The organism is Acidobacteriota bacterium (assembly GCA_016716435.1).
Classification (GTDB): Bacteria; Acidobacteriota; Blastocatellia; order Pyrinomonadales; family Pyrinomonadaceae; genus OLB17.
In genome coordinates this window covers 314,742-341,426 of the sequence record JADJWI010000003.1, presented here as the reverse complement: position 1 = coordinate 341,426, position 26,685 = coordinate 314,742, and the positions used below count along the sequence as shown (strand labels likewise).

Below are 26,685 nucleotides of genomic sequence, written 5' to 3'. Positions count from 1 at the left end.
TACCGGGCCGATGATTTCCCAGGAGCCTCAACATGAAAGTACTCGTTCGCACAATAACCTTGGCTTTTTTTCTGGTTACGGCCGGCGGAGCCCTCGCTCAGGTTCCCGGTTGGGTTCGGGAGGCAATGTCGGCTCCGGTTCCATCGTATCCCAGCGATGTTTCGGCCGTCGTGCTCCTGAACGAACAGTCAGTGACACTTAATTCGAACGGAAAGCTGATAACAACGGAAAGGTACGCCGTTAAGCTCTTAACGAATGAGGGTCGCGACCATGCTGTAGGGCAGGCGCATTACCTTGTAAGCTCCGGCAAGGTCAATGAAATGGCGGCATGGCTTATCCGCGGCGGAGCGGTTGCGAAGGAGTTCGATAGAAAGTCGATCGTTGATGTAATTGCTGACCCGGACGATATCTATAACGAGGGGCGGGTCAAGGTCGCCAACGCAAGTCGTGACGCTCTTCCTGGAGATGTGTTCGCCTATTCGGTCGAAAGTGAGGATTCTCCGCTTTTCTATCAGGACATCTTTATTTTTCAGGGGCGTTTGCCTGTGCTCAGGTCGCGTTATCAGCTCACTCTTCCCGATGGCTGGAAGGCAACGTCTCGAACCTTCAATCATACAGAGTTAAGTCCGTCACGTGCCTCAACCACCTACACTTGGCTGTTGAACAGTCTTCCGCCGATCAAAAGTGAGCCGCAGAGCCCGTCGTTGGTCCATCTTGCTCCGCGGATCGCCGTCAATTACGAGCCTGAAGCCAGCAGCAATGCGGTCAACAAGGCGTTTGCGGACTGGCTGGATGTTTCTCGCTGGGCAACGTCACTGTACGAACCGCAAGTCATTATCGATGCAGGTATTGAGGCAAAGGCCCGGGAACTTACTTCAGGAGCGAAGACGGAGCTCGAAAAGATCCAAGCCATTGGTACATTCGTTCAGAACCTGCAGTATATCTCGATCGACATCGGCGTCGGACATGGGAACGGATACAAGCCGAGACCCTCGAACCTGGTCCTGAACCGTGGATACGGCGACTGCAAAGATAAGGCAAACCTGATGAGGGCGTTGCTAAAGGTTGTCGGCATCGATGCCTACCCGATCGCGATCTATTCCGGTGATCCGGAGTACGTTCGTGCAGAATGGGCATCGCCGCGGCAATTCAACCATTGTATTATTGCAGTAAGGGTTGGGGAGGAAACAAAAGCCGCAACCGTAATGACACACGCGACGCTCGGAAGGCTGCTGATATTTGATGCGACCGATCCGTTCACGCCGGTTGGCGACCTGCCGGACTACTTGCAGGGCAGCAAGGGACTTATCATCGCGGGCGAGAAAGGCGGGTTGTCCGAGATGCCCGTGACGCCGCCAATTACGGATCTTTTGCAGCGCCGCATCGAGGCAAAGCTTGACGGGCAGGGCGGATTGACGGGGACCATTCTCGAAATGGCCAATGGCCAAAGCTCGAGCGTTTTCCGACGAGAAGTACGCGAGCTTTCTGCCGGCGACTACAAGCAGGCGATCGAGGGTTGGCTGACCCGCGGAGCAACCGGCGCCAAACTTATTGACCTAAAAGCCGAAGATAGGCACGCCGATGCCGCGTTTGACCTAAAGGTCAACTTCTCGGCCCCCTCTTACGGACAAGTGATGCAGGGCCGTCTTTTGATCTTCCGCCCGGTTGTTGTCGGACGGCGCCAGTCGTTTTCCTTTTCAAACCCGAGCCGGAAAAATCCGATCAGGTTGGAACCGCTTCTGATGAAGGAATCGACCGTCTTTTCCCTGCCGGAAGGGTACGCCGTCGACGAACTCCCGGAGGCTGTCGACCTTAGATCCGATTTCGGCTCCTACAAGGGAACGTTCGAGGTTCTTGACGACAAGCTCCAATTCACGCGTTCGATCGAGATAAAGCGAAGTCTAATGGGCACCGAGAGATACGATGAGGTCCGTGGGTTCTTTAAGAAGATACTTGATGCCGAACAGTCGTCGGTAGTGCTGATCCGAAAATAATCACTTCCTCAAAAACGCAAAAGGGCCGGGAGCATTGCTCGCGGCCCTTTCTTATTTTCGTCGTTTCGATCTAGGCTGATGTCTTAGGCGCTTCGATCTTGGCTGCGGCCGCGATCTTTTCACGCTTTGAAACGACGACACCGCCGGGCTTCTCGATCGTAATTGCGAAAAGTGCCGGGTTCTTCGCCTTGAGCTTCGCACTTATCGGAACGATGACCTCGCCGTTCGCATTCACATCAAACACGCCACCATCGATCGGGGTCTTATCACCCTGGTTCTCTTCAAAGATCCAGAGCTGATAGGTCTCTTTGTTCGGGTCGTTTGCCGGGAGGCCCTTAAAGGTCATATAACCGGCCTGCTTCTCATCGCTCCAAACTACCTCACCGCCGATCTGAACTATCTCTTTCACATTGCCCGGTGCCCACGTGGCCTTGATGACATCGCGTGCCGAGGCGAGCAATTGATCACGTTCCTGTGCCGGGGTCAGCTTTTGTTCGACCTGCGGCGTCGGCTGCTGGACTAAAGTCGGTGTCGGATTGTCGGTCGCCACATTCACTGCAAGAGCAACGCTCGCCGCGGCCGCGATACCCCAGGGCAGCCAATTCCAAACCGACCAGCCTTGGGTATTCTCATCTGCCGTCGGACGTTTCTCAGCAGCCGATGAAGCGGCCGCAACCGGGGAACTCTGCTCTGCAAAGAAGCGGTCCGCATCCAAAAGGATCCGGGCCTCAACGTGCTGCGGCATCGGTTCAAATTTGTCCAGCGAGGCAATGCTCAAGGCCGCCGCCGCAAGCTCGAAAGCCGGGCCGTCTATACTGCCGATGCCTTGTGTATCTAATTGCTTCAACTCTCTCGACTCTTCCTCGGTCAAACCGACGGTAGCCTGTTTTACCAGGAGGTCGAGCAAAGCCTCTTCGCGCTCTATGCTCATACTGCTACCTCCTTCTTCGAATCCGCCGAACCGACCCCAAGGTGCTGTCGCGCCTGGATCAGCCCTCGCCGGGCGTGTGTTTTCACCGTTCCCAGCGGCATCCCCGTTGCATCCGCTATCTCCTGATGCGAAAGCCCGTGGATGATGGACATCTGAAGGACTTGTTTCTGCTCCGGACGCAGGACGTCTAAAGCTTTGAACGCCTCGCGAGCTTCAACCACGGTCTGAACGTTCTGGGCTGAGCGGTCGGCCGGTTCGGCCAGAATATCGTCGAGTGAGTCAGCGGAGATACGACGCTGGTTGAATCTCAACCTGTCGATCAACCGCCGGCGGGCGATCATTGCTACGAACGTGGTTTCTGACGATTGTGAGGCGTCAAACCTTCCTGCGTTCTTCCAAATATCAAGAAAAATTTCCTGAACCGCATCTTCCGCATCTTCTTGATTACGGAGCATACGCTTCGCCAAAGACCAGACAAGACCTCCATAGGTCTTGAGTGCGGCCTGAACCGCATCCTGATCACCTTCTGCAATTCTTTGTAAGATAGCTTCTGCCACTGCTAAGTTAATATATAAACTATAAAGCTACCCTATTTCAAAGTGTCTTGCCAACTGGAAAATGCCTTCCGGGCGGCATCTCCCCTTCACAGTAGATTTCGTTTGGAGCGGGAAAGCAGTTTCAACTATTCGAAGGATGTTTTTTCGCGGGTAAGGGCCGCGGCGATAAAGATACCGAACAGCGTTAGTGAGGTCCCCGCCGATATAAGACAGAACTGGCAAAATGCCCCGATGACGAAAGCCTGCAGATAGATCAGCCAAAGCGAAAAGCCGGCCATCAGTGTCGCAAGCCCACCGAAGAGCTTCCACATCCGCTCGTCGCCATAGGCCGCGAGAACGGCGAATGCAAACGCCGCGAAATACGCAAGAGCACCTGCCGCCGCGATCGGAACTCCGGCGACCTCGGCATAGGGGCTCGTCAGCACTTTTTCACAGCCTTCGACCAGGCTGCACGGCACAGGCTCGGCGGTGAAGTGCTTGACCGAAAGATAGACGGAATCTGCCAGCCCGACGAGGGCGACGATGCCCGCAGCTAGCGGAAGCTTCCGCAGCCCGGGCATCTCTCTCTCTGTTACTTCCTCTTCGGCCACTTTTATTGATTCGAGCTTGCGGCTGCAGGAGCGGAGTTCGCTGAGTTCGACTGCTGTGCGGCGGCGACGGCTGCGATCTCGGCATCAACTATCCGCCGAAGCGACGCGATGTTGTTCAGCTCCGAGAAAGGCACGGCCTTGCCGTTGACGAAAACGGTCGGGGTCGAGCTTACACCCAAGGCCCGGCCGCGTTGGATGTCGGCATCAACGCGGTTCTTGGTCTGAATACCTGCGAGGTCCGCCTGAAATCGCTGAACATCCATTCCGAGGTTCGTTGCATATTCCGACCAGATCTGGCGGTAATTCGGGTTTGCCGTCCAGGCTGCCTGATTGCGGAAAAGCTGGTCCTGCATCTGCCAAAATTTGCCCTGCAGCCCGGCGGCTTCGGTCGCCGCTGATGCCTCATACGACTTGTCGTGGGCCGGGATGGCAAGCGGATAATGGCGATAAATGAAACGGAAATTGCGGTTGCCGGCATATGCCGAAGCAAGTTCCTTCATCACCGGATGCACTGCTGCACAGCCGCCGCATTGATAATCGGCAAATTCCTCTACCGTTACGGCCGCCGTCTGCGAACCGAGCATATTCACGCCGATCGGCGCACCTGCCGGAGCGTTGGCCATGTTCGGCGTCGGCCGGGCCGCGGTCGAATTGCTAGAAGCGGTCGTCGCCGGCGAACTCGTCCCCGAGTTATAAATATAGATGGCACCGATAACGGCGGCCACAAAGACGAGGCCGATGATGAGGAGCGGCATTCCGCTCTTTGGTTTTTCTTGTTTCTTCATTGCTGAAAGTTAGATCTAATGATTATTTCACCGCCCGAAGCCGCGTCCGCAAGTTCTTCTTTGACGCGGGCAACTCAGTAAGCGTTTTCGTCGCCATTTCGCGGATGCCGTCAGCGTCGAGGCCATATTTTGCGAGCAGGAGCTTTGCATCGCCGTGGGTAACGATCCGGTCCGGCACGCCCATTCTTACGACCCGAAGGCCTTCGAGCAGATTCTTGTGCTCGTAAAACTCGAGCACCGCTGAGCCGAATCCGCCGGCGAGATACGCTTCTTCGACCGTGATAACAAGCCGGTGCGTTTCGGCGATCTCGGTCAAGAGAGCTTCATCGAGCGGCTTTACGAAACGCGCGTTGACGACCGTCGCATTAATGCCGTCGGCCTCTAGCGACCTTGCCGCGTCGAGCGACGGCATGACCATCGAGCCGTAAGCGACGATCGCGACGTCCTCGCCCTCGCGGACGATCTCGCCCTTGCCGATCTCTATTAGCTGCGGCTCGCCCGAAATATCCACGCCGATGCCGTTGCCCCGCGGATAGCGGATGGCCGCCGGGCCCGGATGCTCGATCGCCGTGTGCATCATATCCCGAAGCTCGCCTTCATCCTTCGGCGCCATCAGCACGATATTCGGATAGCCGCGAAGATACGCGATGTCGAGCAGGCCGTGGTGTGTCGGGCCGTCCGCACCGACGATGCCGGCACGGTCCATTCCGAATGTAACGTTGAGGTCCTGCAAACAAACGTCATGGATAAGCTGGTCAAAGCCGCGCTGGAGAAACGTCGAGTAGATCGCCGCGACCGGCTTCATTCCCTCGCAAGCCATTCCGGCCGCGAAGGTGACAGCGTGCTGCTCAGCGATTCCGACGTCAAATGAGCGTTCCGGGTGGCGTTCGAGCGCGATGTCGATGCCCGTGCCGTCCGGCATTGCGGCCGTGATAGCGACGATCTTGTCGTCCGCGTCCATCAGGTCCGAAAGCGTATCGCCAAAGACCTTCGTATAGGTCGGAGCCGGTGCCGCCGAGGTCTTGACGGCCTTGCCGGTCTTTGGGTCAAAGGGCCCGGTCGCGTGGTATGCGTAATAGTTTCTTTCCGGATTCGGAAAGCCCTTGCCCTTGGTCGTCAGCGCGTGGACGATCACCGGGCCGTCGTCGATCTTCTTCGCTTCCTCAAGCGCACGGACGAGCATCGGAACATTGTGGCCGTCAACATAGCCGATGTATTTGAAGCCAAGTTCGTTGACCAATGCACCCGGCAGAACTGCGGCGGCGATCGCATCCTTAACGTGCTTGGCCGCACGGCGGAGGCTATGGCCAAAGCCGGGAACGCTTTCGAGCGCGTCGCCGATCTCTTCTTTCAAATGCTGGTAGCTCTGTGCCTCTTTGATGCGGTTGAGATATCTGTTCAGAGCACCGACGGCCGGAGCGATCGACATCTCGTTGTCATTTAAGAGGACGATCAGCCGCGACTTCAAATGCCCGGCCTGGTTTATCGCCTCCATCGCCATGCCGCCCGCGAGCGACGAATCGCCGATCAAAGCGCAGACGTGGTGATCCTCGCCGAGCTTGTCGCGAGCGATGGCCATTCCGAGCGCCGCCGAGATCGAGGTCGAGGCGTGGCCCGCTCCGAAGGTGTCGTATTCCGATTCGTCCCGCCGGAGAAAGCCCGAGAGCCCGCCGTATTGCTTAATGGTGTGAAAGCTCTCGCGGCGGCCGGTCAATATCTTATGCGCGTATGCCTGATGGCCGACGTCCCAGACGAGCCGGTCGTTCGGCGTATCGAACACATAGTGCATCGCAACGGCAAGCTCGACCGCCCCGAGCGAGGCCCCGGTGTGGCCGCCGATGCGGGCACATGTGTCGATTATGAACTGGCGCACCTCGTCGGCGACCTCTTGCAGGTCTTCTACCTTTAATTGCCGCAGGTCGGCCGGTGAATTGATCTCAGACAAAAAACGCATTTAGCTCCGTGGTTCTGCAATATTTCCGTGAACTCCGCATTTTAGCCTTTTATATCGGCATTGTTCAATTCGCCTGTTTAGCCCGGGCGGTTTTCGCTCGGGCGAGTTTACACATCTTTACAGGTATTTTTCGGCTAAAGGGCGAGGTCTATCGTCTAAGGTGGTGTCGTAAGAAAAACGATAAGGAAATCATCCGAATTCTTCTGAAGAGGTAAAATTATGAGATTGAGAAGCAAATTGATGTCGCTGGCAGCCGGCGCCGTGCTCGTTACGGGTTTTGCCGGAGCGGTCACGGCCCAAACGACCGATGACAGTGGCAAGAAAGAAGGCCGCAGTTATGAACGCCGCGGCGGTAAGGACGGCCTTGGAAAGGGTATGCGCGGCGGCCACGGAAAGGGCGGCATGCGCGGAATGCGTGGCGGCCCGATGATGGGGCTCCGCGGCATCGACCTGACCGATGCCCAGAAAGAGCAGATTCGCGGAATAATGCAGGCCAACCGGCCTGATGAAACCGTTCGCGAAGAGATGCGGACGATCATGCAGGCACGACGCGACGGCACCATCACCGAAGACCAAAAGCAGCGTGCCGAGCAGCTCCGAACGCAGGCCCGCCAGCGTGCAGAACTCGTCAAGACTCAGGTCGAATCCGTTCTGACGCCTGAGCAGAAGCAGCAGATCGAACAGAACCGGCTTGAACGACAACAGCGTCGCGAAGAACGCCGCCAGCGATGGCAGCAGCGTCGCGAAGAGTTCCTCAAGCAAAAAGAAGCCGGCGAAACCAAGCCCGCAAACTAGCCCACACTTTACCTGCAAAAGGTGCCCTCCAACACCTAAAAAAACGGCCGAGAGGTTCAACCCTCCCGGCCGTTTTTTCTTTTGCGCGATGCCCCGCTCGTGTCAGTAGCCCGACCGTAAGCGAGGGCTCGCCTTTGTGGCGAGTGACGAGTGGCGAATCTGGCATCTGGATTTCACTCTCCGAACTCTGCAACTCGGTAACTCACAACTCGCACCTTTCATATCATCCATATCTTCCATATCTCACGGATCGCCGTTCACTTTCGCCGAACGGTTAATGAAAATGGACAGCTGGAGAAAGTGAGCGGTAAGCAGTGAGCGGTAAGCCGTGTTCGAACAGACCGAAGTCCTTCATTCTCGCCAATTAATGATTAGTAATTAAGCGGAATGCCAAGATCGAGTGTAGAAAAGCAAAAACCAAAGGCCCAAGACCCAAGACCCAAGCCCAAAGCCCAATTTTCAACCAATTAACGATGGTCCAATTAACAATTGACAATGCGAACGAATACCAAAGATCCAAGACCCAAGCCCGGCCACGTGTTCCAGATGTCCCAGGCGTCCCATGTGTCCCAAACGTTCGCGTTGTTCACGATGTTTTCGCGAACGCGCATTGCCCACAGAAAAACAGAACACCAAGAAATGCGGAATTCGGAAGTCGGAAGTCGGAATGTCGTGTCGGAGGCCCGCGCGTCAGCAAGGGCTCATCTTCGAATTCGGAATCCGGAATTTGGAATCCGGAATTCGACAAAGCCGGGGCTCAAAACTCCACGGCGTTTCACTTGTTTCACGATTTCACCTTGTTTCAGTGTTTCACTCTGTTTCATGAAACGTGCGGTCTCATTAAGAAATGAAACAAAATGGGCCGGCACCCGGGGCCTTTGGACAAGTTTCGATCTGTCATTTTTCCAGTTGACACACTATATGCGTATATGGCAATATAGCGATGATGAAAGAGAAACCTCTATCAGACGAATTAATGGTTTTGATCGCAGAGCGGTTCAAGGTGCTCGGCGAGCCGGTTCGGTTGCGGATACTGCACTTCATCGGCGAAGGCGAGAAAACGGTGAACGAGATCGCGGCCGGCACGGGAACGAGCCAGCCGAACGTCTCAAAGCACCTCAAGGTGATGCAGGAATCGGGCTTGCTCAAGCGGCGGCAGGAGAAGAATTTCAATTTTTACTCCGTAGCCGATTCGAGCATCTTCGAGATGTGCGACACGGTCTGCAACTCACTCCGCGACCGCGCGGAAACTCAATCAAGACTTTTGGCACTAGTTTAAGGACAAAGGAGAAATAAGGAACAAAGCAATGAGCGAATGTACTGTAGTGGGACTTAAGGAACAGTTGGAGAACGGCGAGATACACCTCGTCGATGTCCGCGAGCAGGTAGAGTTTGCGGGCGGAAGGGTCTCGGGGGCGAGCCTTCTGCCGCTTGGCGAACTCGAGGAACGGCATCAGGAGCTTGACCACTCAAAGCCGATCTATGTGATGTGCCGGACGGGCAGGCGGTCTTCGGAAGCGCAAGCCAGGCTAAAGGCGATGGGGTTCACCAACGTCGTCAACGTGGTCGGCGGCCTCGAGGCCTGGAAGAAAGAAGATCTGCCGATCGAACGCGATGAGCACGCTCCGTGGTCGATCGAGCGCCAGGTGCGGTTTGCCGCGGGGCTTCTGGTCTTCACCGGCGTGGTGCTGACCTTGTTAGTGCATCCATGGTTCATTGCACTTGCTGGCTTCGTAGGGTTTGGGTTGGCCTTTACGGCGGTGATCGACTGGTGCGGCATGGGCTTGCTGATCGCAAGGATGCCGTGGAACAAACGAGTAGCTTAAGGAAGAAATGAGAGAGGAGAAGGAAATGAAATTCAAGCAGTTTTACTTGGGATGTTTGGCACACGCTTCGTACTACATCGGCTCGGGCGAGGAAGCCGCGATCATCGATCCGCAGCGTGACGTCCAGCAGTATATCGACGAGGCAGAGGCCAACGGACAAAAGATAAAGTACGTGATCGAAACGCACTCACACGCCGACTTCGTCAGCGGCCATCTGGAGCTTGCGGCCAAGACCGGAGCTGAGATCATCTACGGCCAGCGGGCAAACACAGAGTTCCCAACCCTCAAGGTAAAGGACGGCGACACGCTGAACGTTGGAGCGATCGAGCTCAAGTTTCTTGAAACACCCGGCCACACGCCCGAGGGAATTACGATACTTGCAAAGAACTCGGAAAATGCCGAGGCACCAGTAAAGATGTTTACCGGGGATACTCTCTTTATCGGCGACGTTGGCCGGCCGGACCTGATCGGCTCAAAGGGCTTCACCGCCGAACAGATGGGCGCGATGCTCTACGATTCGCTCCACGAAAAGATCCTTCCGCTGCCCGATGAGACCGAGGTCTATCCGGCCCACGGAGCGGGCTCGCTCTGCGGCAAATCGCTCTCAAAGGAAACGTGGTCAACGCTCGGCGAGCAGCGAAAGTTTAACTACGCCCTCAAGCCGATGACCAAGGAAGAATTCATCAAGGTGGTCGCATCCGACCAGCCCGAGGTGCCGGCATATTTCCCGGTCAGCGCTTCGCAGAATCTAAAAGGTTCCGCATCGCTCGACGACCTGCCAAAACCGGCGGCTCTCTCGACCAACGAGATCATCGATTTCGACGGCATTGTTGTTGATGTACGGCAGAACACCGAATTCGGTGCGGGCCATGTGCCAAATTCGATCAACATCGGGCTCGGTGGCCAGTTCGCCTCGTGGGCAGGAACGCTGATCCCGATCGGAACGCCGGTCGCGATCGTCGCCGAAACGCAAGAACAAGTGGACGAGGCATTTATGCGGCTGGCTCGCGTCGGTATCGAGACGACGAAAGGCTTTATTCTCATCAGCGATTTCACCGCAGAGAAGAAAACGGTCGAACAGATCCCGGTAGATAAGGTCAAGGAAGCGGTCGCCACCGACGATGTTCAGTTCGTCGATGTCCGCAGGCCGGCGGAGCACGCCAACGGCCACGCCGCGGGCACGCTCAATCTTCCGCTTGATCGGCTGGCACGTGAGATCGACATGCTCAATCCCGATCTTCCGACCTACGTTATTTGCCAGAGCGGCTACCGCTCGAGCCTCGGGACCAGCATCCTGGAGAACGCCGGATTCAAGGAGATCTATAACGTAACGGGCGGAACGAAAGCTTGGATGGAGGCTGAATTTCCGACCGATGTTCTGGCAACAGCCTGTGCGAATTCATAAAAGACACATTGACGAGCGGCCGCCGAGAAATTCGCGGCCGCCGCTCTTTAGGAGTAAAGAAATGAGAGTGATATTAACAACGGGCCTATTCGCCCTATTCATGTTCGCAACCGCCGCTTGCGGCACGGCGATCTCGAACAACGCCGCAGCTGCCTCGCCGGAGCCAATAGCAGCAGCGACCCAAAACGAGGTGCAGAAAGAACAACCAACGGAATGCAAGATCTGTGACTTTGATTTTGCTGCTTACAAAGGCGATTTGAAGAAGGCCGAGATCGAGAGACTCTTGCTTGCGTTGAACGACGAATACATGGCAATTGCCATCTATCAACAGGTCAACCGCGAGTTCAACGACCCGCGGCCGTTCGTCAACATCGTCCGGGCCGAGATGAGGCATGCCGATATGCTAAAGGCACTATTCACGAAATACGGTATGGAGATACCGGAGAACCCGTGGCCGGGCAATGTGCCGACCTACAAGTCGGTAGCCGAGGCATGCAAAGCGGGCGTTGAAGCCGAGATCTTGAACCGTGATCTTTATACGCGACTATTCAAGACGACCGAACGGCAGGACATTCTCGACACATATCGGGCGCTGCAGCGGGCTTCCGAGGAAAACCACCTGCCGGCGTTTCAACGATGCGGCGGTGGAGGTGGCGGACGTGGCCCGGGGATGGGACGAGGCCCACGCGGAAACGGATAATGGACATCCTCGCTTACATATTCGCGGCCGTGATCGGCATTTCGCTCGGATTGATCGGAGCGGGCGGCAGCATTCTAACCGTTCCGGTCCTGGTTTATCTTGCCGGAGTTGACCCTGTTCTTGCGACAGCGTATTCGCTGTTCGTTGTGGGTTCGACCGCCCTCGTCGGGGGCATCCAGAACTCGATCCGTAAACTGGTCGATTTTAAGATCGCATTCCTGTTCGGCATCCCGTCGATCATTGCGGTCTATGTGACCAGGGCTTGGATCATGCCGGCTATTCCGGACACGATCGGCTCGGCAGACTTTGGTGTTTCTAAAGGTACGGGGCTTCTATTGCTCTTCGCCTTGCTCATGATCGCCACATCGTGGTCGATGATCCGCGGCGGAGTTGAAGCTCCGGCAGTTGAAGGTGCGATCGAACCGGATGGATCACACCACTTCGGCCTCATCTTGGCGGAAGGGGCTGGGGTCGGAACGCTGACCGGCCTTGTCGGTGCGGGCGGCGGTTTTCTGATCATCCCGGCTTTGGTGCTTTTTGCCAAGCTGGATATGAAGAGGGCGGTCGGAACGTCGCTCTTTATCATAGCGATGAAGTCGCTGCTTGGCTTTACCGGCGACCTGCAGGCCGGCATGCCGATAGAGTGGCCGTTCTTGCTCGGCTTTACAGCTGCGTCGGTCTCCGGCATTTTCATCGGGTCGTGGCTCAACAAGTATATCGCCGGACACCGGCTCAAGACCGCATTTGGGTGGTTCGTACTTGTGATGGGCATTTACATGATCGTCCGCGAGACGATCTTCGCGTAGTGAACTGAAATGGAAGGACTCGTAATTATCGTAATATTTATCTCGGCGTGGCTGCTGCTTCAGCTCGTCATTTTGCCGAGACTCGGCTTCAATACCTGACTTCGCGGGGCATGCGACGTCGGGTCTCGACGTAAGGACAATGAAAGGGATGCCGCTGCCTACGCGCCCGCGGGAACAGGAGATAGTAATGACCAACAATAGCGAATACGGAATTAAACGCGAGCTCGCACTTACCTTTGACGAGGCTCTGGAAAAAACAAAAGATGCTCTTAAAACTGAAGGCTTTGGAGTGCTGACTGAGATCGACCTTAAGGCCAAGTTCAAAGAAAAGCTTGAGAAAGAGTTCGGCAATTACATTATCCTTGGAGCCTGCAATCCAAAGTACGCGTTTGAAGCTCTGGGAAAAGATATGGATCTCGGGCTCTTGCTTCCGTGTAATGTTGTCGTTTATGAGGAAAACGGTGCTACCGTTGTTGCGGCCATCGACGCAAAGAAGATGTTGTCCGTTACCGGCCGCAACGAGCTCGATGAATTCGCCGGTGATGTGAACGCGATGCTTCGGCGTGCGATCGAGAGCATCTGACCCAAGCGGCTTTGATAGCCGGTAAAGGAGTAATATCATCGCGACGTGACGAACCTGGAACACGAACACACCCGAGAGGCGATCGCGGCCCGGATTGCCGGCGCGAGCCACAACTACGTCCGGGATTTTATCTATGGCGGAGTTGACGGGGCCGTGACGACCTTTGCTGTTGTCTCCGGAGTGGCCGGTGCCGAGCTTTCGACCAAGATCGTGCTGATCCTCGGATTTGCGAATCTGGTTGCGGACGGCTTTTCGATGGCCGCGAGCAACTTTCTCGGCACGCGTGCAGAGATAGATGACTACCACCGGATCGAGGAGATCGAGCATCGGCACATCGAGCTCGAGCCGGAAGGCGAACGCGAAGAGGTCCGCGAGATCTACCGAGCGAAAGGCTTTGAAGGCACCGAGCTCGAAACGGCGGTCGAGCTCATCACCTCCGATAAGAACCGCTGGGTGAAGACGATGATGACCGAGGAATACGGCCTGCCGGCAGAGATACGCTCGCCCTGGCTCGCCGCCGGGAGCACGTTCAGTGCGTTCGTCGTCTGCGGCCTCGTTCCGCTCGTCCCGTATCTTCTCGGGTGGGGATCGTCGTTCTTGGTCGCCTGTGTGATGACGGGAGTTACATTCTTTCTGATCGGATCTTTCAAGAGCCGTTGGTCGACCCACTCGTGGTACCGCTCGGGGCTCGAAACACTTTTCGTCGGAGCCTTAGCAGCAAGCCTTGCGTATGGCGTCGGAGTGCTGCTGAAAGGCATCGCTGGTTAGCTTTTCAGCGGGCCATTCTTTTGGGCGACGTAAACAGAATTCACCGAGGTTGCTCCGGTGTAGGGATTTGGGAATTCGACATCGTGGGCCTCAGCGGTGGCGAACACTTCGCGGAGTCTTTCGGTGAAGGCAATGCTGGCACGGTCGTTTGACCAAAAGGCAAAGGTGCCGTTGGGTTTTAGTTGATCTTTGACAGAGGTAAGCCCCTCAAAGGTATAGAGAGACGCGTTGCCGCGGTCGAGATGATGCTCAGGGGAATGGTCGATGTCGAGCAAGACAGCGTCAAACTTTCGCTCGGGTGCCGAGGCATCAAAGCCGGTGCGGGCCAGCTCAAAGAAGTCACCCTGGCGGAGTTCGCATCGCGGATCACCCGCGAGCAATTCTCCATTTGGAACGAGGCCGGCGTGGTGCCAGTCGATAACGGCCTGAAAGAGATCGATGACGACCAGGCTGGAAACATTCGTGTCCTTTAAGGCCTCGGCGGCTGTATAGCCAAGCCCCAAGCCGCCGATTACGACATTGAGATCGCCGGTGAGAGGTGCGAGTCCAAGCGTCGCAAGCTGCCGTTCGCTCTCGGTGAACAGGCTCGACATCAAGTATTCATCGCCAAGCTTGACCTCAAACACTTCCAAACCACCCAATCGCGGTTCGGCCCTTTGGCGAAGCGTTAGCTCGCCGAGAGGTGTCTGCTGGAATCCGAGTTCTTTAACGCTCATTCTGTTTCAACTCGTCAGCCGCCGGTAGATATTCGGCATCCGCTCTGGGAGCGAGAGAACGTCGTCGATAATGGTGTAGCCGACGTCACCGTAGAGGTCGCGGAGTTCGGCCTCGGACTCGCGGTCGATGGTGATGCAAAAGGGCGTGATGCCGTTCGTTTTCGCCTCGATCAGAGCCTCGCGGACGTCCTCGCGGGCGTAGCGGGCATCGCCGTAGTCATGGTCGTAGGGCCGGCCGTCGGTAAGGATCAAAAGCAGCTTCGTGCGATTCTCCTGCCGGAGCAGTTTATGTGCGGCGTGGCGGATCGCGGCCCCAAGTCGAGTATTGTTTTGAAAAGTGATCCCGCCGATACGTCGCTCGGTTTCGGCAGAGTATTTCTCGTCAAAGTCCTTGACTACATAGAACTTAACGTTTCGCCGGCCCTCGCTAGTAAATCCATTGATCGAGTAAACATCGCCGACCGCCTCAAGCGCTTCGCTCATGAGCACAAGGCCCTCTTTTTCTATCTCGATGATCCGGCGTCCAGGATAGGTGTAAGGCTGCAGCGGATTTCGCGTGATCGTCCGGGCGGTCGATGATGATTGGTCAAGCAAGAGCGAGACCGCGACATCACGCTGACGCCGGAGCCGCTTTGTATAGATGTTTTCGGACTGCCGACCGTCAGCTTTTCGGTCGATGACAAAATCGACCAATGCGTTAAGGTCATAATCTTCGCCATCAAGCTCGCGATTGATCTTCGTAAGGTTCTCCGGTTTCATCAACTGAAACTGATGCCTGATGGATGATATCACTCCGCGATATCGCGACCGGGCGAGCTCGACGAATGTGCGATCGCCCTGCTTTACCCGCTTTTCGATAACACGGCTCCACCCGACGCGATAATCACTTAGCTCGCGGTCCCATTCGTCATAGGCAAACGCCTCGTCGCCCGGTTCGAGCGGAATCTCCGGCATTTCATTGCTTGACCACGCCTCTGAGCCCTGAAGGTCGTCGGGCTCTCCGTCCTCCTCGTCGCTGTTCCATGCGTTGAAAAGGTCGCGAAGGTCCTGCATCGTCTGCGGCCGCTCGTCGCGCTTCGCCTTATCCTCGGTGATCGCCTCTTCAGCGAGCTTGTCTTCATAGGCAAAGTCGCTCTTTTCGTCCGGTTCTTCGCTTTCCGCTTCCTGCACCTGCTCGGGTGTAATGTTCTGGAAAAGGTTATAAACGCGGCTAGTCGCAAAAAGCGAATCAGCGACCGTCGGAGGTTTTGCGTCTTTTGCATGCGTCCCGCGGACATAGCTCTCCACCACGGTTTCTATCTCTGATACGATCTGCCCGTAAAAGCTCCGGGCATCATCGGTCGCCCCGCCGCAGAGCGTTATCTGAAACAACAACTCGAACGGTACCTGAGGATAGGGCACGTCGAAGATGAAGGGCCGGCTCTTTTGCAGAAACGCCTGCATCAGGTCAAGGTCTTTCCTCAGCCCGCGGTAGTTTCGCCGAAGCAATCCGTCGATCCGCGCGTTCTCCATCGTCGTAAAGACCCTGCGTGCGAGCCGCGGCTCGGGAAAAATGTTCAGCACCGCTCGGTAGTCTGAATTTTTCGGGAGGGCAGTCCGTTTGCGTTTTATCTCAGCGCTTATCTCCTCATCAGTCAGTGCCCGTTCGCCCTTCTGGACGTCCTCGATATAACCAGCAAGCGAAAATGCGTCTATCTGTTCAGCGGTCGCGGAGTAAAGATCGGCTAGGTCGGTGAAAGCTGCCTTTAGTTCGGTAGTGTCCTTTGCAAATGTGCCAAACTCGATCTGCCCGGCACCATAGGCCGCGAGCACCTTGTAGAGCCGGAAGTCTTTTTCCTCTGTATCAAATTCTGCTATTGCGTTCGGCAGATAAATGGTCTTGCCGTCGCCGATTCGCGACTCCTGCGGCATTGCCGATTGCGGTGCTATCTCGACCTCGCGGCCCGTAAGCGCCTCGATATATAGCCGCAGCACGTGCTGAACCGCCTCAAGATGAAGGCCCGACCGGGTCTGCTGAAGCTGGTCGTTGGATTGTCGGGTTTCGAGAGCGAAGTAGCTTCGCCGTGCCTTTACACTTTCGTCACGAAACTGAACGAGGCCGTTTTCGATCCACTCTTCAAATTGATCCAAAGAAACCGTTCGAAGCGTCGCGGCGGACGAACGAAATGCAGCGAGAGCGCTCTCGGCATCCGTCTCTGCTATCTCGCCGATACGGCCCAGAACTCGCCGAAGTGCGGCGGTCTTGATGCTGCCGTCATCGGCGCCCTCGAGCTTGACGGCGGCGATCTGTGAAAAGAATTTCGGCGTGGCACGGAGAAATGCGATATGGACGGCGTTTCCCTGCGGCGCGATCCGCTTGAGCACCGAGCACCAATCGTCGAATACCCTGGCATCTGTCCTCAAAACGGTGCTTCCGGCCGTAAGAAAATGCAGCGTTACGCTCCCGCCGTGCTCCAGCATCTTCGCGGCCTGAGTTGCGAGCCGAACAGCTGCGTCACGATCGAGCCCCTCGAGTGCATCCGGCAGATGAGCCCAAAGGTCGGCAGCCATTCCGCCGGTGCGCGCCGCAAAGGTCGAGGCAAGCGAGATGATCGCATCGGTTATCTCCTTATCGAGCGACTTGGATCGATTGCCGATCTCTGCGACCGCTTGCGCGACCGCAGGTGAACTCTTTAGAAACTCCGCACTGTGCTTTGCCGACCGGTTTGCAATATCTACGGCGAGCGTCAACACTGCGGAAAGAAAGTCCGAATCTTTTATCTGCTCGGCGAGCTCCGGAATGAAGTTGTAGGTCTCGAGGGCGACCGAGCTTGAAAGAACCAACTGCCGAGTGCAGATCTGAAAAACGTTTTGGCGAGAGGCGGCGGGCACTGCCGACAGCCGTTCGACTCCCATTTCAAAAAACTTTGACCCGAGATCCGCATTGCCCATCGCAACGCGGCGGCCGAGCTCGCCCCAGGCTCTGAGGTCTTCCGCCGATAGCAGCTTCGCCGCTTTGGGAACCGCTTCGACAAAATCACGGCTGACGCGAAGGCTAACGCCCGCAAGCGCAGCACTGACCTCAACCGCCGCCCGACGCTTATCGGCCGGAAGCCGCGAGAGATGCTTCGCAAGGTCGGTCAGCGTCTGCTTGTTGTCCAAACTCGGTTCTGCCACACATTCAGTTTATGAAGTGCTTGCGGCATATTCAACGCGGGTCGTGTTAATGGATGTGCTCATCCTCGTCACGGCCGGTTCGGCGGAGCGAGGTCAGGAATGGAAAGTTCTCGTACTGATTCTCGTAAAGGTTCAGCGCATTAGGCGGCTTCCCGTCATGATAAATGAAGACGTGGAAGCAGGAATTGACGCCGTATTCGATCAGGGCATCGAGTCGTCCCGCTTGCTCCATCTCGGCCATCTTCTGCATCAGGAAATTCTGTTCGTCCACAGGCATATGCTTGCGGGCGAGGTCGAAGGCGGCTCCCGAAGTGTGCGGCGGGAGCGATCCCTCGCCACGAACCACAAAAGAATTGGCGTTTCCCTGATTCAAAAGGATCTGATAATCCATCGAGCGCGTGAGCGAGGTCACGCGAAGAGGACGTTTGTACTGTTGAAAATACGCAAGGGCAAGCTCTTCCAGGATCGGCTTTGCGGGCGGCTGAAACATTCGGAGGAGTCGCCGCCGAATCTGTTTTCTATCGCCCGCAATGTTGAGGTCGTATTTCTGTCCGGCAAAGTTGTCCGCGAGCCGTTTGAGCGTTTCATATTTCGGATGGCCGGGGACTATTTCCGAAACTCCTTCGCTGAAGCTGAAAGATGAGAACTGCTTGTCCTGGGCCGAACCACCTACATCGAGGTAATAACTTTCCTTCGCCATCGGCATCTCTAAAAACTCGCGGCTCATGCGCTTTTCGGCAAGATCGGCAAAATCCAGTGGCTGGCGGTAGCCACCGCTTCTCATTTCCGCCAGCTTTCGCTTCTGCTTTATCACACCGTCGCCTCTAAGCTCTTTCGGCACATTGAGCCCAGGCGGATTGATATTGACGGGCGGGCGGCCCTCAAGCGCAAGCCGCTGACGGTCGGCCAGAAACGTAGCCGAAACGTTCAGCTCAGCTTCTTCAGCTTCAGGGGATACGACCTTGATGTCCGAAACGTCTGAAGCAACAAGTTCGTCCTCGGCAACCTCCCAAGAAGAGATCAGATCGTCGAGATCGTTCTCGTCCTCGCCGCCAAGCGGATCGATGACGCGGACCGGAATAAGGGCCGATGCCGTTACACGCGAACCGCCTCCCGGACGTGTCGGGCCCGGTTCTTCCCACGGCGCTATAAAAAGTAAGGCGGCCCCGCCAAAAAGTAAGATGATAAAAGTGAAAATGCCCGAAGCTACGAGCATCATCGGTACACCGCTCTTGGCCGGCGGGGCAGACGGCGGAGACCCTGATTCCTGAAAGACCGGTTCGGCAGGCGGCGTTTGTCGCACCTCGGCAGCCGGACTCACGGCAGAAATGGCCGCACCTGCGATCTCGACGCGGATCGTTGTGCCGCTCCCGAGCGTCACCTCGTCGCCGCTCCGAACAACACGAGGCCGCCCTTCGACCTTTGCTCCGTTAACGAACGTGCCGTTGGTCGAGCCCTCATCCGCAACCCAGAGCTCGCCATCATCAACGAAAAACGTCGTGTTCTTTTTTGAGAGTCCGGTGTCGTCAATTACAACATCGGCAAGCTCCGTCCGGCCGATCGAGACCTCATTCTCGACCGCGACCGACCGGCTGTCATAGGGCGCGGTAATGTGTAGAGTTACGTCCACTATTCTTTAGTCAATATCAATGATGATGGCCTTCCTCTTGAGCCTCGCGGAGCTTCGCGGCATCCATTAGTTTCGCAAAGTCGTCAAAGTGGAACATTGTCTCGTCCTTGCAGTTTTCGCAAAAGAACGTCGCGTCCTCACCGAGGTACATATCCTTCAAATGATAGGCTATGAAGCATCCGTAGCACCGCTGAATACGCTTGCCAACTGCTTGCATAAGCTCCTTTTCTTCTTCGCTTTCCATCGTCATAAACTCGGAAGATTTTATCACAACGCTGCCCTCGCCTCTGCTTGCGTTCGGGCGACGGATGCGCTTTTATAGTGAAAGCGATGCAGCTTTCGAGCCCCAACATCCACGTCAACCATCACCATCATGTGCACCATTTGCGCGTGATGTGAATCTCGTTTTAGCTCAGTAACGAAACTAAACCTTCATATCGACGACGCGAAATTCAACTGGAATTTCCGAGGCGTCGTTTTTTATTTTGTAATCATGAAATTAAAGATCGCAATACAAAAACAAGGCAAATTGGCTGAGGGCTCGACCGCTCTGCTCAAGAAGTGCGGGATCGGTTTCTCGAACGGCCAAGGTAAGCTGCGTGCCGAAGCGGAAGACTTCCCGCTCGAGCTTTTCTTCCTGCGGGATGACGATATCCCGGATTACGTCGCTGACGGCGTCGCAGATCTCGGCATTGTCGGTGAAAACATTCTTGCCGAGAGTCCCAAGCCGGTCGATGTTGTTGAGAAACTCGGGTTCGGCCGCTGCCGTCTTTCGATCGCCGTTCCAAAGGCGTTCGAATACAGAGATGCGGCGGACCTCAGCGGACTTCGTATTGCCACAAGCTATCCGCGAATTCTCATTGAGTTTCTCTCGACCCATTCTGTAACGGCGGAGATCCACGAGATCAGCGGCTCGGTTGAGATAGCACCGTCGATCGGACTAGCAGATGCCGTCTGCGACCTTGTCAGCTCCGGCAGCACGCTATTTTCGAACGGGCTCCGGGAGATCGAGACCGTCATGAGATCGGAGGCGGTGCTCATCTCCCGCCGCGGTATTGGCGGCGATGAAGCAGCACTTCTTGATCAGTTGCTGTTTCGAATACGAAGCGTTCTTGCCGCCGAGCGAAACAAATATATTCTTCTTAATGCACCAAATGAGAAAGTGGCGGAGATCGCTTCGCTGCTACCGGGCATAAAAAGCCCGACCGTTATGCCGCTCGCCGAGCCCGGCTGGGTCTCGCTGCATTCCGTTATAGGCGAGCACGATTTTTGGGAAGTAGTGGAGAACCTGAAGGCGGCCGGAGCGGAGGGCATCCTTGTGCTCTCGATCGATCAAATGATCAAGTGAACGTTATGAAGATCGTTGAATATCCAAAGCGAGACGAATGGGCCGAACTTCTTAGACGGCCAGTGATGGACACCAAGTTTCTTGAGCGTACCGTCGCGAATATTTTAGCCGACGTCCGGGGCGGCGGCGATGAAGCTCTCCGCCACTGTTCGCGGCAGTTCGATCCGTATCCTGTAACGGAATTCGAAGTAACCGAGGAAGAATTTGCCGAAGCCGAAACGACCGTTTCCGCCGACTTAAAGAAAGCGATCGCCGCGGCGAAGGCTAATATCGAGAAGTTTCATGCGGTCGCTTTTGACGACAGCCAGCCGATCGAGATGATGCCCGGTGTCCTATGCTGGAAACGAACGCTGCCGATTGATAAGGTCGGGCTCTACGTTCCCGCCGGAAGTGCGCCGCTTTTCTCAACAGTCCTGATGCTCGCAATCCCGGCGGCGATCGCGGGCTGCGGCGAGGTGATAATGTGCTCGCCGCCGAATGCGTCGGGTAAGATAGACCCTGCGACGCTCTATGCAGCCCGGCTCTGCGGCGTTCGGCGCGTTTTCAAGATCGGCGGGGCACAAGCGATCGGTGCAATGGCATATGGCACAGCAACAGTCCCGGCCGTATACAAAATCTTCGGGCCGGGAAACCAGTTCGTGACCGAAGCAAAGTTGCAGGTAATGCGAGCCGGCGTCGCCATAGACATGCCGGCCGGCCCGTCCGAGGTCGCCGTGTTCGCCGATGATTCTTGCATTCCCAAATTCGTCGCCGCAGATCTGCTCTCGCAGGCGGAGCACGGGCCGGACAGCCAGGTCATTCTCGTCTCGATCTCGCGGAAAGTGATAGACGATGCTATCGCACAGCTAGGCGAACAGCTCGACCGGCTTCCTAGAAAAGAGGCCGCCTCGCGGGCGATCGAGAACTCCAAGGCGATCCTGGTCGATTCGATCCAGACCGGCGTTGAGATCCTCAACGAATACGCAGCCGAGCACCTGATCCTCGCCGTCCGCGATGCGGAAGATGTCGCACACCAAATTACAAATGCGGGCTCGGTCTTTATCGGCAACTACTCGTGCGAAAGCGCGGGTGACTACGCCTCGGGCACGAACCACACGCTTCCGACCGGCGGTGCAGCCCGAGCGTTCAGCGGGGTTTCGACAGCGAGCTTTACAAAAACGATCACGTATCAGCGGCTCGACGCCGACGGCATCAAAAATCTCGCTCCGGTAGTTGAGACGATGGCGGCCGCCGAGGGGCTTGAGGCACACCGTTTTGCGGCAGCCGTCAGGCGTAAGAGCGTGGAGGCGAAAGATGTTTGACCTGAACCAGATAGTTCGTCCGAACATCGCCAGGCTCAAGCCGTATTCGTCGGCGCGGTCCGAGTTTGAAGGCGAGGCGGAGATATTTCTCGATGCCAACGAGAACGCGTTCGGCTCGCCCGCCGGCCAGGGATATAACCGCTATCCCGATCCGCTCCAAAGGGAGTTGAAGGAGAGAGTTGCCGAGATGCGTACCGTCCGGCTGGAGAATATCTTTATCGGCAACGGCAGCGATGAAGCGATCGATCTGCTTTTTCGAGTATTCTGCGAGCCCGGCCGCGACAAGTGCATCATCTGCCCGCCGACCTATGGAATGTACCGGGTCTCGGCGGAGATCAACGACGTTGCTATAAGTGAAGTCCCGCTACGGGGAGATTTCTCGCTGGATGCAGATGCCGTAATCGGCTCGGTCGGGCCACGGGCGAAGCTGATCTTCATCTGCTCGCCGAACAACCCGACCGGCAACCTAGTGGACCGCGACGACATTGTCCGCATCGCGAAGAGTTTCAATGGCATCGTCGTCGTCGATGAAGCTTATGCCGAGTTCGCTGATGCGGAATCGCTGATCTCAGAGATCTCAAGGCAGCCGAACGTTGTCGTGTTGCGGACATTTTCGAAGGCTTGGGGAATGGCGGGACTGCGTGTCGGAATGGCCTTTGCCGACGCGGCGATCATCGAACTCATGAATCGTGTCAAGCCGCCATACAACGTCAGCGGCATCGCTCAGCGAGCCGTGCTCAATGCTCTTGCATCGGCTGACCAGATCGCAAGCTGGGTAACCGAAACCGTCCGCGAACGCGCAAGGCTTGCGGATGAGCTTTCTCGGCTTTCAATTGTAGAAACCATTTATCCCTCGGATGCCAACTTTTTGCTTGTCCGGACGACCGATATGACACAGATCTATCGTGAATTGCTTAGCTCGGGCATCGTCGTCCGAGACCGGAGTCGCGTCCTGCTATGCGAAGGATGCCTACGCATCACGGTCGGAACGCCTGAGGAGAACGACCGGCTGATGAATGCTCTTCGCTCGATCGAGGCCGCGGCATCGGCAGACGAAGTCGTGCCAATTTTGCTCGGAGGATTATGAAACGAGTTCTTTTTATCGACCGCGACGGGACTATCATCCGCGAGCCTGAAGATTTTCAGGTAGATGTTCTAGACAAGCTCCGGTTCATTCCGGGAGCGATCACGTACCTATCAAAGATCGCCCGCGAGACTGATTTCATCCTTGTGCTCGTTACCAACCAAGATGGCATGGGCACCGAGAGCTTTCCCGAATCCGCGTTCTGGCCCGCCCAAAATTTCATGCTCGAAACACTTGCGGGTGAGGGCATCGAGTTTGCGGACGTTTATGTGGATCGCACTTTCCCGCACGAAAACGCCCCGACGCGAAAGCCGGGCACCGCGATGCTGAAAAAATACATCGAGGGTGATTACGACCTCGCATATTCTTTCGTTATCGGCGACCGGCCGACGGATGTCGAGCTAGCCAAGAACCTCGGCTCGAAGGCGATCTATATAAAGAACGAAAACTTTCCGTTGCCTGAGGAGCTTGGAGGTAATGCCGAAACAGTCGTTACATGGAAGCAGATCTACGATCTACTCCGCTCGCGTCCGCGGCGTGTCTCCAAATCGCGTAAGACGAAGGAGACGGACATCACGGTCACCCTCGACCTCGATGGTTCGGGGCGCGCGGATATGAATACCGGCATCGCATTCTTCGACCACATGCTCGAGCAGATAGCGAAGCACGGTTCGGTCGATCTCGACATTCGAGCTAGCGGCGACCTGCAGGTTGACGAACACCACACTATCGAAGACGTTGCTATAACGCTCGGCGAGGCATTTGCCGAGGCACTCGGCGACAAACGCGGGATCGAACGATACGGCTTCTGTCTTCCGATGGACGATTGCCTCGCACAGGTCGCGGTCGATTTCGGCGGCCGCAGTTGGACGGAATGGGACGCGGAGTTCAAACGCGAAAGGATCGGCGAAATGCCGACCGAGATGTTTTTCCACTTCTTCAAATCCTTTGCCGATGGTGCCCGGTGCAACCTCAACATAAAGGCGGAAGGTACGATCGAACATCACAAGATCGAATCGATCTTTAAGGCATTTGCGAGGGCGATCAAGATGGCCGTAAGACGCGAGGGCAGTGAGCTTCCGTCGACGAAAGGAGTGCTGTGAGAGTCGCCATCGTCCGTTACAATGCCGGCAACACGGCGTCGGTTGTGAATGCTCTCGGCCGTCTCGGCGTCGAGCCCTTGATCACGGATTCGGCGGAGGAACTCGCCTCTGCCGACAAGGTGATCTTCCCGGGCGTCGGCGAGGCCTCGTCTGCAATGCGCTATTTAAAGGAACGGAGACTCGACGAAGTTCTCCGCTCGCTTAGCGTGCCGGTATTGGGCATTTGCCTCGGGATGCAGCTTCTGTGTTCTTCGTCCGAAGAGAATGATACGGAGTGTCTTGGGATCGTACCTCTCCGCGTTCGGCGATTCCCTGCGGGCGAGCTTAAGGTGCCGCACATGGGCTGGAACACGATCGGCGACCTTAAGGGCAAACTCTTTGATGGCGTAAGCGATGGCTCTTACGTCTACTTCGTTCACGGATATTATGTTGAGAGCGGGAGCTCGGCGATTGCTCTTTCACATTATGGCGTCGAGTTTGCCGCTGCCCTTGAGCACGAGAACTTTTTCGCTGTTCAGTTTCACCCAGAAAGATCGGGTGCCATTGGCGAACAGATCTTGAGGAACTTTTTGAACATATGATCGAAGTAATTCCGGCTATCGACATCATTGGCGGTCGCTGTGTGCGACTGACGGAAGGCGATTTCAGGTCGATGAAGATCTACGACGCGAGCCCGCTCGACATGGCGAAGCGGTTCGAGGATTCAGGGGTCACCCGACTGCACATCGTTGACCTCGACGGCGCAAAGGTCGGGCATCCTGCCAACTTGACCGTGCTCGAACTGATCGCCTCTGCGACGGGACTTACTGTCGACTTCGGCGGCGGTATCAAAAACGACGAGGACATCAAAGCCGTTTTTGAGGCCGGTGCTGCAATGGCAAGCATCGGGAGCGTTGCGGCGAGGTCACCAGAGACATTTTTGCGTTGGCTTGCCGAGTACGAAGGTGAACGCATCCTCCTCGGCGCGGACGCCCGCGATGACCGCGTCGCCATAGACGGCTGGCAGACCGAGACCGAACTTGAGGTTATCTCGTTTCTGAGAGCATGGATGGACGAAGGCATCACGCAAGCATTTGTGACAGATATAGGTAAGGACGGCGGACTCGCAGGCCCGGGGCTCGAACTATACGAAAAGATCACCGCCGAGTTGCCCGAGCTCAAGCTGATAGCAAGCGGCGGCGTCGCTGAGATCGAAGATATCGAAAGGTTAGAAGCGGCGGGTTGCAGCGGCGTGATTATCGGCAAAGCGATCTACGAGGGCCGTATCCCGATCGAGGAGCTTGCAAAATATGCTGGCTAAACGCATCATCCCCTGTCTTGACGTCAAGGATGGCCGTACAGTGAAGGGCACGAACTTTGTTGGCCTTCGCGATGCCGGCGACCCGGTAGAACTTGCTACACGTTACAGCGATGAGGGTGCCGACGAACTCGTCTTTCTTGATATCACCGCGACCAACGACAAACGCAAGACGCTCGTCGATCTGGTCCGCCGTGTTGGGAAAGAGATCAATATCCCTTTTACCGTCGGCGGCGGCATCTCGGAGGTCGATGATATCGCGGCAATGCTTGACGCCGGGGCCGACAAGGTCTCGATCAATACTTCCGCGGTCCGCGACCCGAATCTCCTTACGCGGGCGGCCGAGAACTTCGGTTCGCAGTGCGTCGTCCTCGCGATCGATGCAAAGCAGACCGAAGCAGGTTGGCGCGTTTTCCTTAATGGCGGCCGCATTGCGACCGACCTTGATGCTACAGAATGGGCGAAGCGAGGCGAGGAGCTCGGGGCTGGCGAGATCCTGCTGACCTCGATGAATGCTGATGGAACAAAGGCCGGTTTTGAAAATGGCCTGACGCGTCAGATATCGACGTCGGCTGGCATCCCGGTGATCGCGTCCGGCGGGGCCGGTTCAATGGATGACTTCGCCGACGTTTTCGTCGCCGGGCATGCGGATGCGGCCCTTGCGGCCAGTGTCTTTCACTTTGGCGAGATCGCCATTCCGGAGCTCAAATTATTTCTTCAGATGCGAGGCATCGCGGTACGTATATGAATCTCGATTTCCAGAAATACGCCGATGGCCTTATCCCGGCCATCGTCCAAGATGCCGCGAGTGGCCGGGTCCTGATGCTCGGCTTTATGAACAGTGAAGCGCTTGCCGCAACCCAGGCGAGCGGAAGGGTCACGTTCTATTCGCGTTCGAAGCAGGGGCTTTGGACCAAAGGCGAAACGAGCGGTAACTATCTTGAACTTTTAAGCATCACGCCGGATTGTGACAACGACACGCTGCTCGTTCAGGCAAAGCCGCATGGCCCGACCTGTCACACGGGAATGGTGACATGCTTCGGAGATGAAGTCGGCGACGGCGCGACCGAGATCGCTTTTCTTACTGAGCTTGAGGCGGTCATCGCCGACCGGCGAGCGAAACCATCCGAAGGTTCTTACGTTGCTTCGCTTTTCGAAGAAGGCATCAACCGCATCGCCCAAAAGGTCGGCGAGGAGGCCGTTGAAACGGTCATTGCCGCAAAGGATACGGACATCGAAGCATTTAAGCGTGAGGCAGCTGATCTGCTCTTTCACCTGATGATCTTGCTAAACGAAAAAGGTGTAACGCTTGGCGAGATCGCCGATACTCTCGCCGAGCGCCACAAAAAGTAAAGG

General features: G+C 56.3%; 26 protein-coding genes. 17 read left to right on the top strand and 9 right to left on the bottom strand.

Annotation, left to right across the window (positions count from 1 at the left end; translation table 11 throughout):
• Positions 1-32: 32 nt before the first annotated feature.
• Positions 33-1,994: a DUF3857 domain-containing protein gene (locus IPM21_04760; protein MBK9163212.1), complete on the top strand. Its 1,962-nt coding sequence runs from the start codon at positions 33-35 to the stop codon at positions 1,992-1,994.
• Between the two features lie 70 nt (positions 1,995-2,064).
• Here the strand turns inward: IPM21_04760 and IPM21_04755 are convergent, their stop codons facing one another.
• From IPM21_04755 to IPM21_04735, 5 genes are all read right to left on the bottom strand, one after another.
• The gene (locus IPM21_04755) at positions 2,065-2,925 is read right to left on the bottom strand and encodes an anti-sigma factor (GenBank protein ID MBK9163211.1); all 861 of its coding nucleotides are present in this window, start codon (positions 2,923-2,925) and stop codon (positions 2,065-2,067) included.
• Entirely contained in the window at positions 2,922-3,482 is a 561-nt protein-coding gene (locus IPM21_04750) for a sigma-70 family RNA polymerase sigma factor (protein ID MBK9163210.1), read from the bottom strand. The genes IPM21_04755 and IPM21_04750 overlap by 4 nt, the downstream gene beginning before the upstream one ends.
• Before the next feature lie 125 nt (positions 3,483-3,607).
• Positions 3,608-4,042: a vitamin K epoxide reductase family protein gene (locus tag IPM21_04745; GenBank protein MBK9163209.1), complete on the bottom strand. Its 435-nt coding sequence runs from the start codon at positions 4,040-4,042 to the stop codon at positions 3,608-3,610.
• A gap of 32 nt (positions 4,043-4,074) precedes the next feature.
• On the bottom strand, positions 4,075-4,857 hold the full coding sequence (locus tag IPM21_04740; GenBank protein ID MBK9163208.1) for a thioredoxin domain-containing protein: 783 nt from the start codon (positions 4,855-4,857) through the stop codon (positions 4,075-4,077).
• A gap of 22 nt (positions 4,858-4,879) precedes the next feature.
• Complete coding sequence (locus IPM21_04735; GenBank protein ID MBK9163207.1) at positions 4,880-6,811, bottom strand: 1-deoxy-D-xylulose-5-phosphate synthase; 1,932 nt, start codon at positions 6,809-6,811, stop codon at positions 4,880-4,882.
• Between the two features lie 219 nt (positions 6,812-7,030).
• Between IPM21_04735 and IPM21_04730 the strand changes: the two genes are divergently transcribed.
• The 8 genes from IPM21_04730 to IPM21_04695 all read left to right on the top strand — a co-directional run bounded on the left by IPM21_04730 (position 7,031) and on the right by IPM21_04695 (position 13,694).
• The gene (locus IPM21_04730) at positions 7,031-7,606 is read left to right on the top strand and encodes a Spy/CpxP family protein refolding chaperone (protein MBK9163206.1); all 576 of its coding nucleotides are present in this window, start codon (positions 7,031-7,033) and stop codon (positions 7,604-7,606) included.
• A 943-nt stretch (positions 7,607-8,549) separates the two neighbouring features.
• The gene (locus IPM21_04725; protein ID MBK9163205.1) at positions 8,550-8,885 is read left to right on the top strand and encodes a winged helix-turn-helix transcriptional regulator; all 336 of its coding nucleotides are present in this window, start codon (positions 8,550-8,552) and stop codon (positions 8,883-8,885) included.
• 28 nt (positions 8,886-8,913) lie between these two features.
• Positions 8,914-9,432 (top strand): rhodanese-like domain-containing protein, encoded by a 519-nt coding sequence (locus IPM21_04720; protein ID MBK9163204.1) that lies wholly within the window; start codon positions 8,914-8,916, stop codon positions 9,430-9,432.
• A 25-nt stretch (positions 9,433-9,457) separates the two neighbouring features.
• Positions 9,458-10,837 carry an MBL fold metallo-hydrolase gene (locus IPM21_04715; GenBank protein ID MBK9163203.1) on the top strand — a complete coding sequence of 460 codons (1,380 nt, stop codon included), beginning with the start codon at positions 9,458-9,460 and terminating at the stop codon, positions 10,835-10,837.
• A gap of 307 nt (positions 10,838-11,144) precedes the next feature.
• Complete coding sequence (locus tag IPM21_04710) at positions 11,145-11,537, top strand: DUF2202 domain-containing protein (protein ID MBK9163202.1); 393 nt, start codon at positions 11,145-11,147, stop codon at positions 11,535-11,537.
• Positions 11,537-12,343: a sulfite exporter TauE/SafE family protein gene (locus IPM21_04705; GenBank protein ID MBK9163201.1), complete on the top strand. Its 807-nt coding sequence runs from the start codon at positions 11,537-11,539 to the stop codon at positions 12,341-12,343. The genes IPM21_04710 and IPM21_04705 overlap by 1 nt, the downstream gene beginning before the upstream one ends.
• 187 nt (positions 12,344-12,530) lie before the next feature.
• A complete protein-coding gene (locus IPM21_04700; protein MBK9163200.1) occupies positions 12,531-12,926 on the top strand; it encodes a DUF302 domain-containing protein in 396 nt (131 codons plus the stop codon).
• 45 nt (positions 12,927-12,971) lie between these two features.
• The gene (locus tag IPM21_04695; protein MBK9163199.1) at positions 12,972-13,694 is read left to right on the top strand and encodes a VIT1/CCC1 transporter family protein; all 723 of its coding nucleotides are present in this window, start codon (positions 12,972-12,974) and stop codon (positions 13,692-13,694) included.
• Here IPM21_04695 and IPM21_04690 read toward each other — a convergent pair.
• The 4 genes from IPM21_04690 to IPM21_04675 all read right to left on the bottom strand — a co-directional run bounded on the left by IPM21_04690 (position 13,691) and on the right by IPM21_04675 (position 19,440).
• Positions 13,691-14,410: a spermidine synthase gene (locus IPM21_04690; GenBank protein MBK9163198.1), complete on the bottom strand. Its 720-nt coding sequence runs from the start codon at positions 14,408-14,410 to the stop codon at positions 13,691-13,693. The genes IPM21_04695 and IPM21_04690 overlap by 4 nt on opposite strands.
• 6 nt (positions 14,411-14,416) lie before the next feature.
• Complete coding sequence (locus IPM21_04685) at positions 14,417-17,551, bottom strand: VWA domain-containing protein (GenBank protein ID MBK9163197.1); 3,135 nt, start codon at positions 17,549-17,551, stop codon at positions 14,417-14,419.
• 61 nt (positions 17,552-17,612) lie between these two features.
• The gene (locus IPM21_04680) at positions 17,613-19,196 is read right to left on the bottom strand and encodes an FHA domain-containing protein (protein ID MBK9163196.1); all 1,584 of its coding nucleotides are present in this window, start codon (positions 19,194-19,196) and stop codon (positions 17,613-17,615) included.
• Positions 19,197-19,212: 16 nt separating this feature from the next.
• Entirely contained in the window at positions 19,213-19,440 is a 228-nt protein-coding gene (locus tag IPM21_04675; protein ID MBK9163195.1) for a hypothetical protein, read from the bottom strand.
• Between the two features lie 249 nt (positions 19,441-19,689).
• Here IPM21_04675 and IPM21_04670 point away from each other — a divergent pair, with 249 nt between their 5' ends.
• Genes IPM21_04670 through IPM21_04635 form a run of 8 tightly spaced genes read left to right on the top strand, consistent with a single transcriptional unit; the run spans position 19,690 to position 26,682 of the window.
• A complete protein-coding gene (locus tag IPM21_04670) occupies positions 19,690-20,544 on the top strand; it encodes an ATP phosphoribosyltransferase (GenBank protein MBK9163194.1) in 855 nt (284 codons plus the stop codon).
• A 5-nt stretch (positions 20,545-20,549) separates the two neighbouring features.
• Entirely contained in the window at positions 20,550-21,845 is a 1,296-nt protein-coding gene (gene hisD, locus IPM21_04665) for a histidinol dehydrogenase (protein ID MBK9163193.1), read from the top strand.
• A complete protein-coding gene (gene hisC / locus IPM21_04660) occupies positions 21,838-22,932 on the top strand; it encodes a histidinol-phosphate transaminase (GenBank protein ID MBK9163192.1) in 1,095 nt (364 codons plus the stop codon). The genes hisD and hisC overlap by 8 nt, the downstream gene beginning before the upstream one ends.
• Complete coding sequence (gene hisB / locus IPM21_04655; GenBank protein ID MBK9163191.1) at positions 22,929-24,032, top strand: bifunctional histidinol-phosphatase/imidazoleglycerol-phosphate dehydratase HisB; 1,104 nt, start codon at positions 22,929-22,931, stop codon at positions 24,030-24,032. The genes hisC and hisB overlap by 4 nt, the downstream gene beginning before the upstream one ends.
• Entirely contained in the window at positions 24,029-24,613 is a 585-nt protein-coding gene (gene hisH, locus IPM21_04650; GenBank protein ID MBK9163190.1) for an imidazole glycerol phosphate synthase subunit HisH, read from the top strand. Before hisB ends, hisH begins: the two co-directional genes overlap by 4 nt.
• On the top strand, positions 24,610-25,332 hold the full coding sequence (gene hisA / locus IPM21_04645; GenBank protein MBK9163189.1) for a 1-(5-phosphoribosyl)-5-[(5-phosphoribosylamino)methylideneamino]imidazole-4-carboxamide isomerase: 723 nt from the start codon (positions 24,610-24,612) through the stop codon (positions 25,330-25,332). The genes hisH and hisA overlap by 4 nt, the downstream gene beginning before the upstream one ends.
• Positions 25,322-26,077, top strand: coding sequence for an imidazole glycerol phosphate synthase subunit HisF (hisF, locus tag IPM21_04640; GenBank protein ID MBK9163188.1), 756 nt, complete (start codon positions 25,322-25,324; stop codon positions 26,075-26,077). Before hisA ends, hisF begins: the two co-directional genes overlap by 11 nt.
• The gene (locus IPM21_04635) at positions 26,074-26,682 is read left to right on the top strand and encodes a bifunctional phosphoribosyl-AMP cyclohydrolase/phosphoribosyl-ATP diphosphatase HisIE (protein MBK9163187.1); all 609 of its coding nucleotides are present in this window, start codon (positions 26,074-26,076) and stop codon (positions 26,680-26,682) included. Before hisF ends, IPM21_04635 begins: the two co-directional genes overlap by 4 nt.
• The last annotated feature ends 3 nt before the right edge of the window (positions 26,683-26,685 follow it).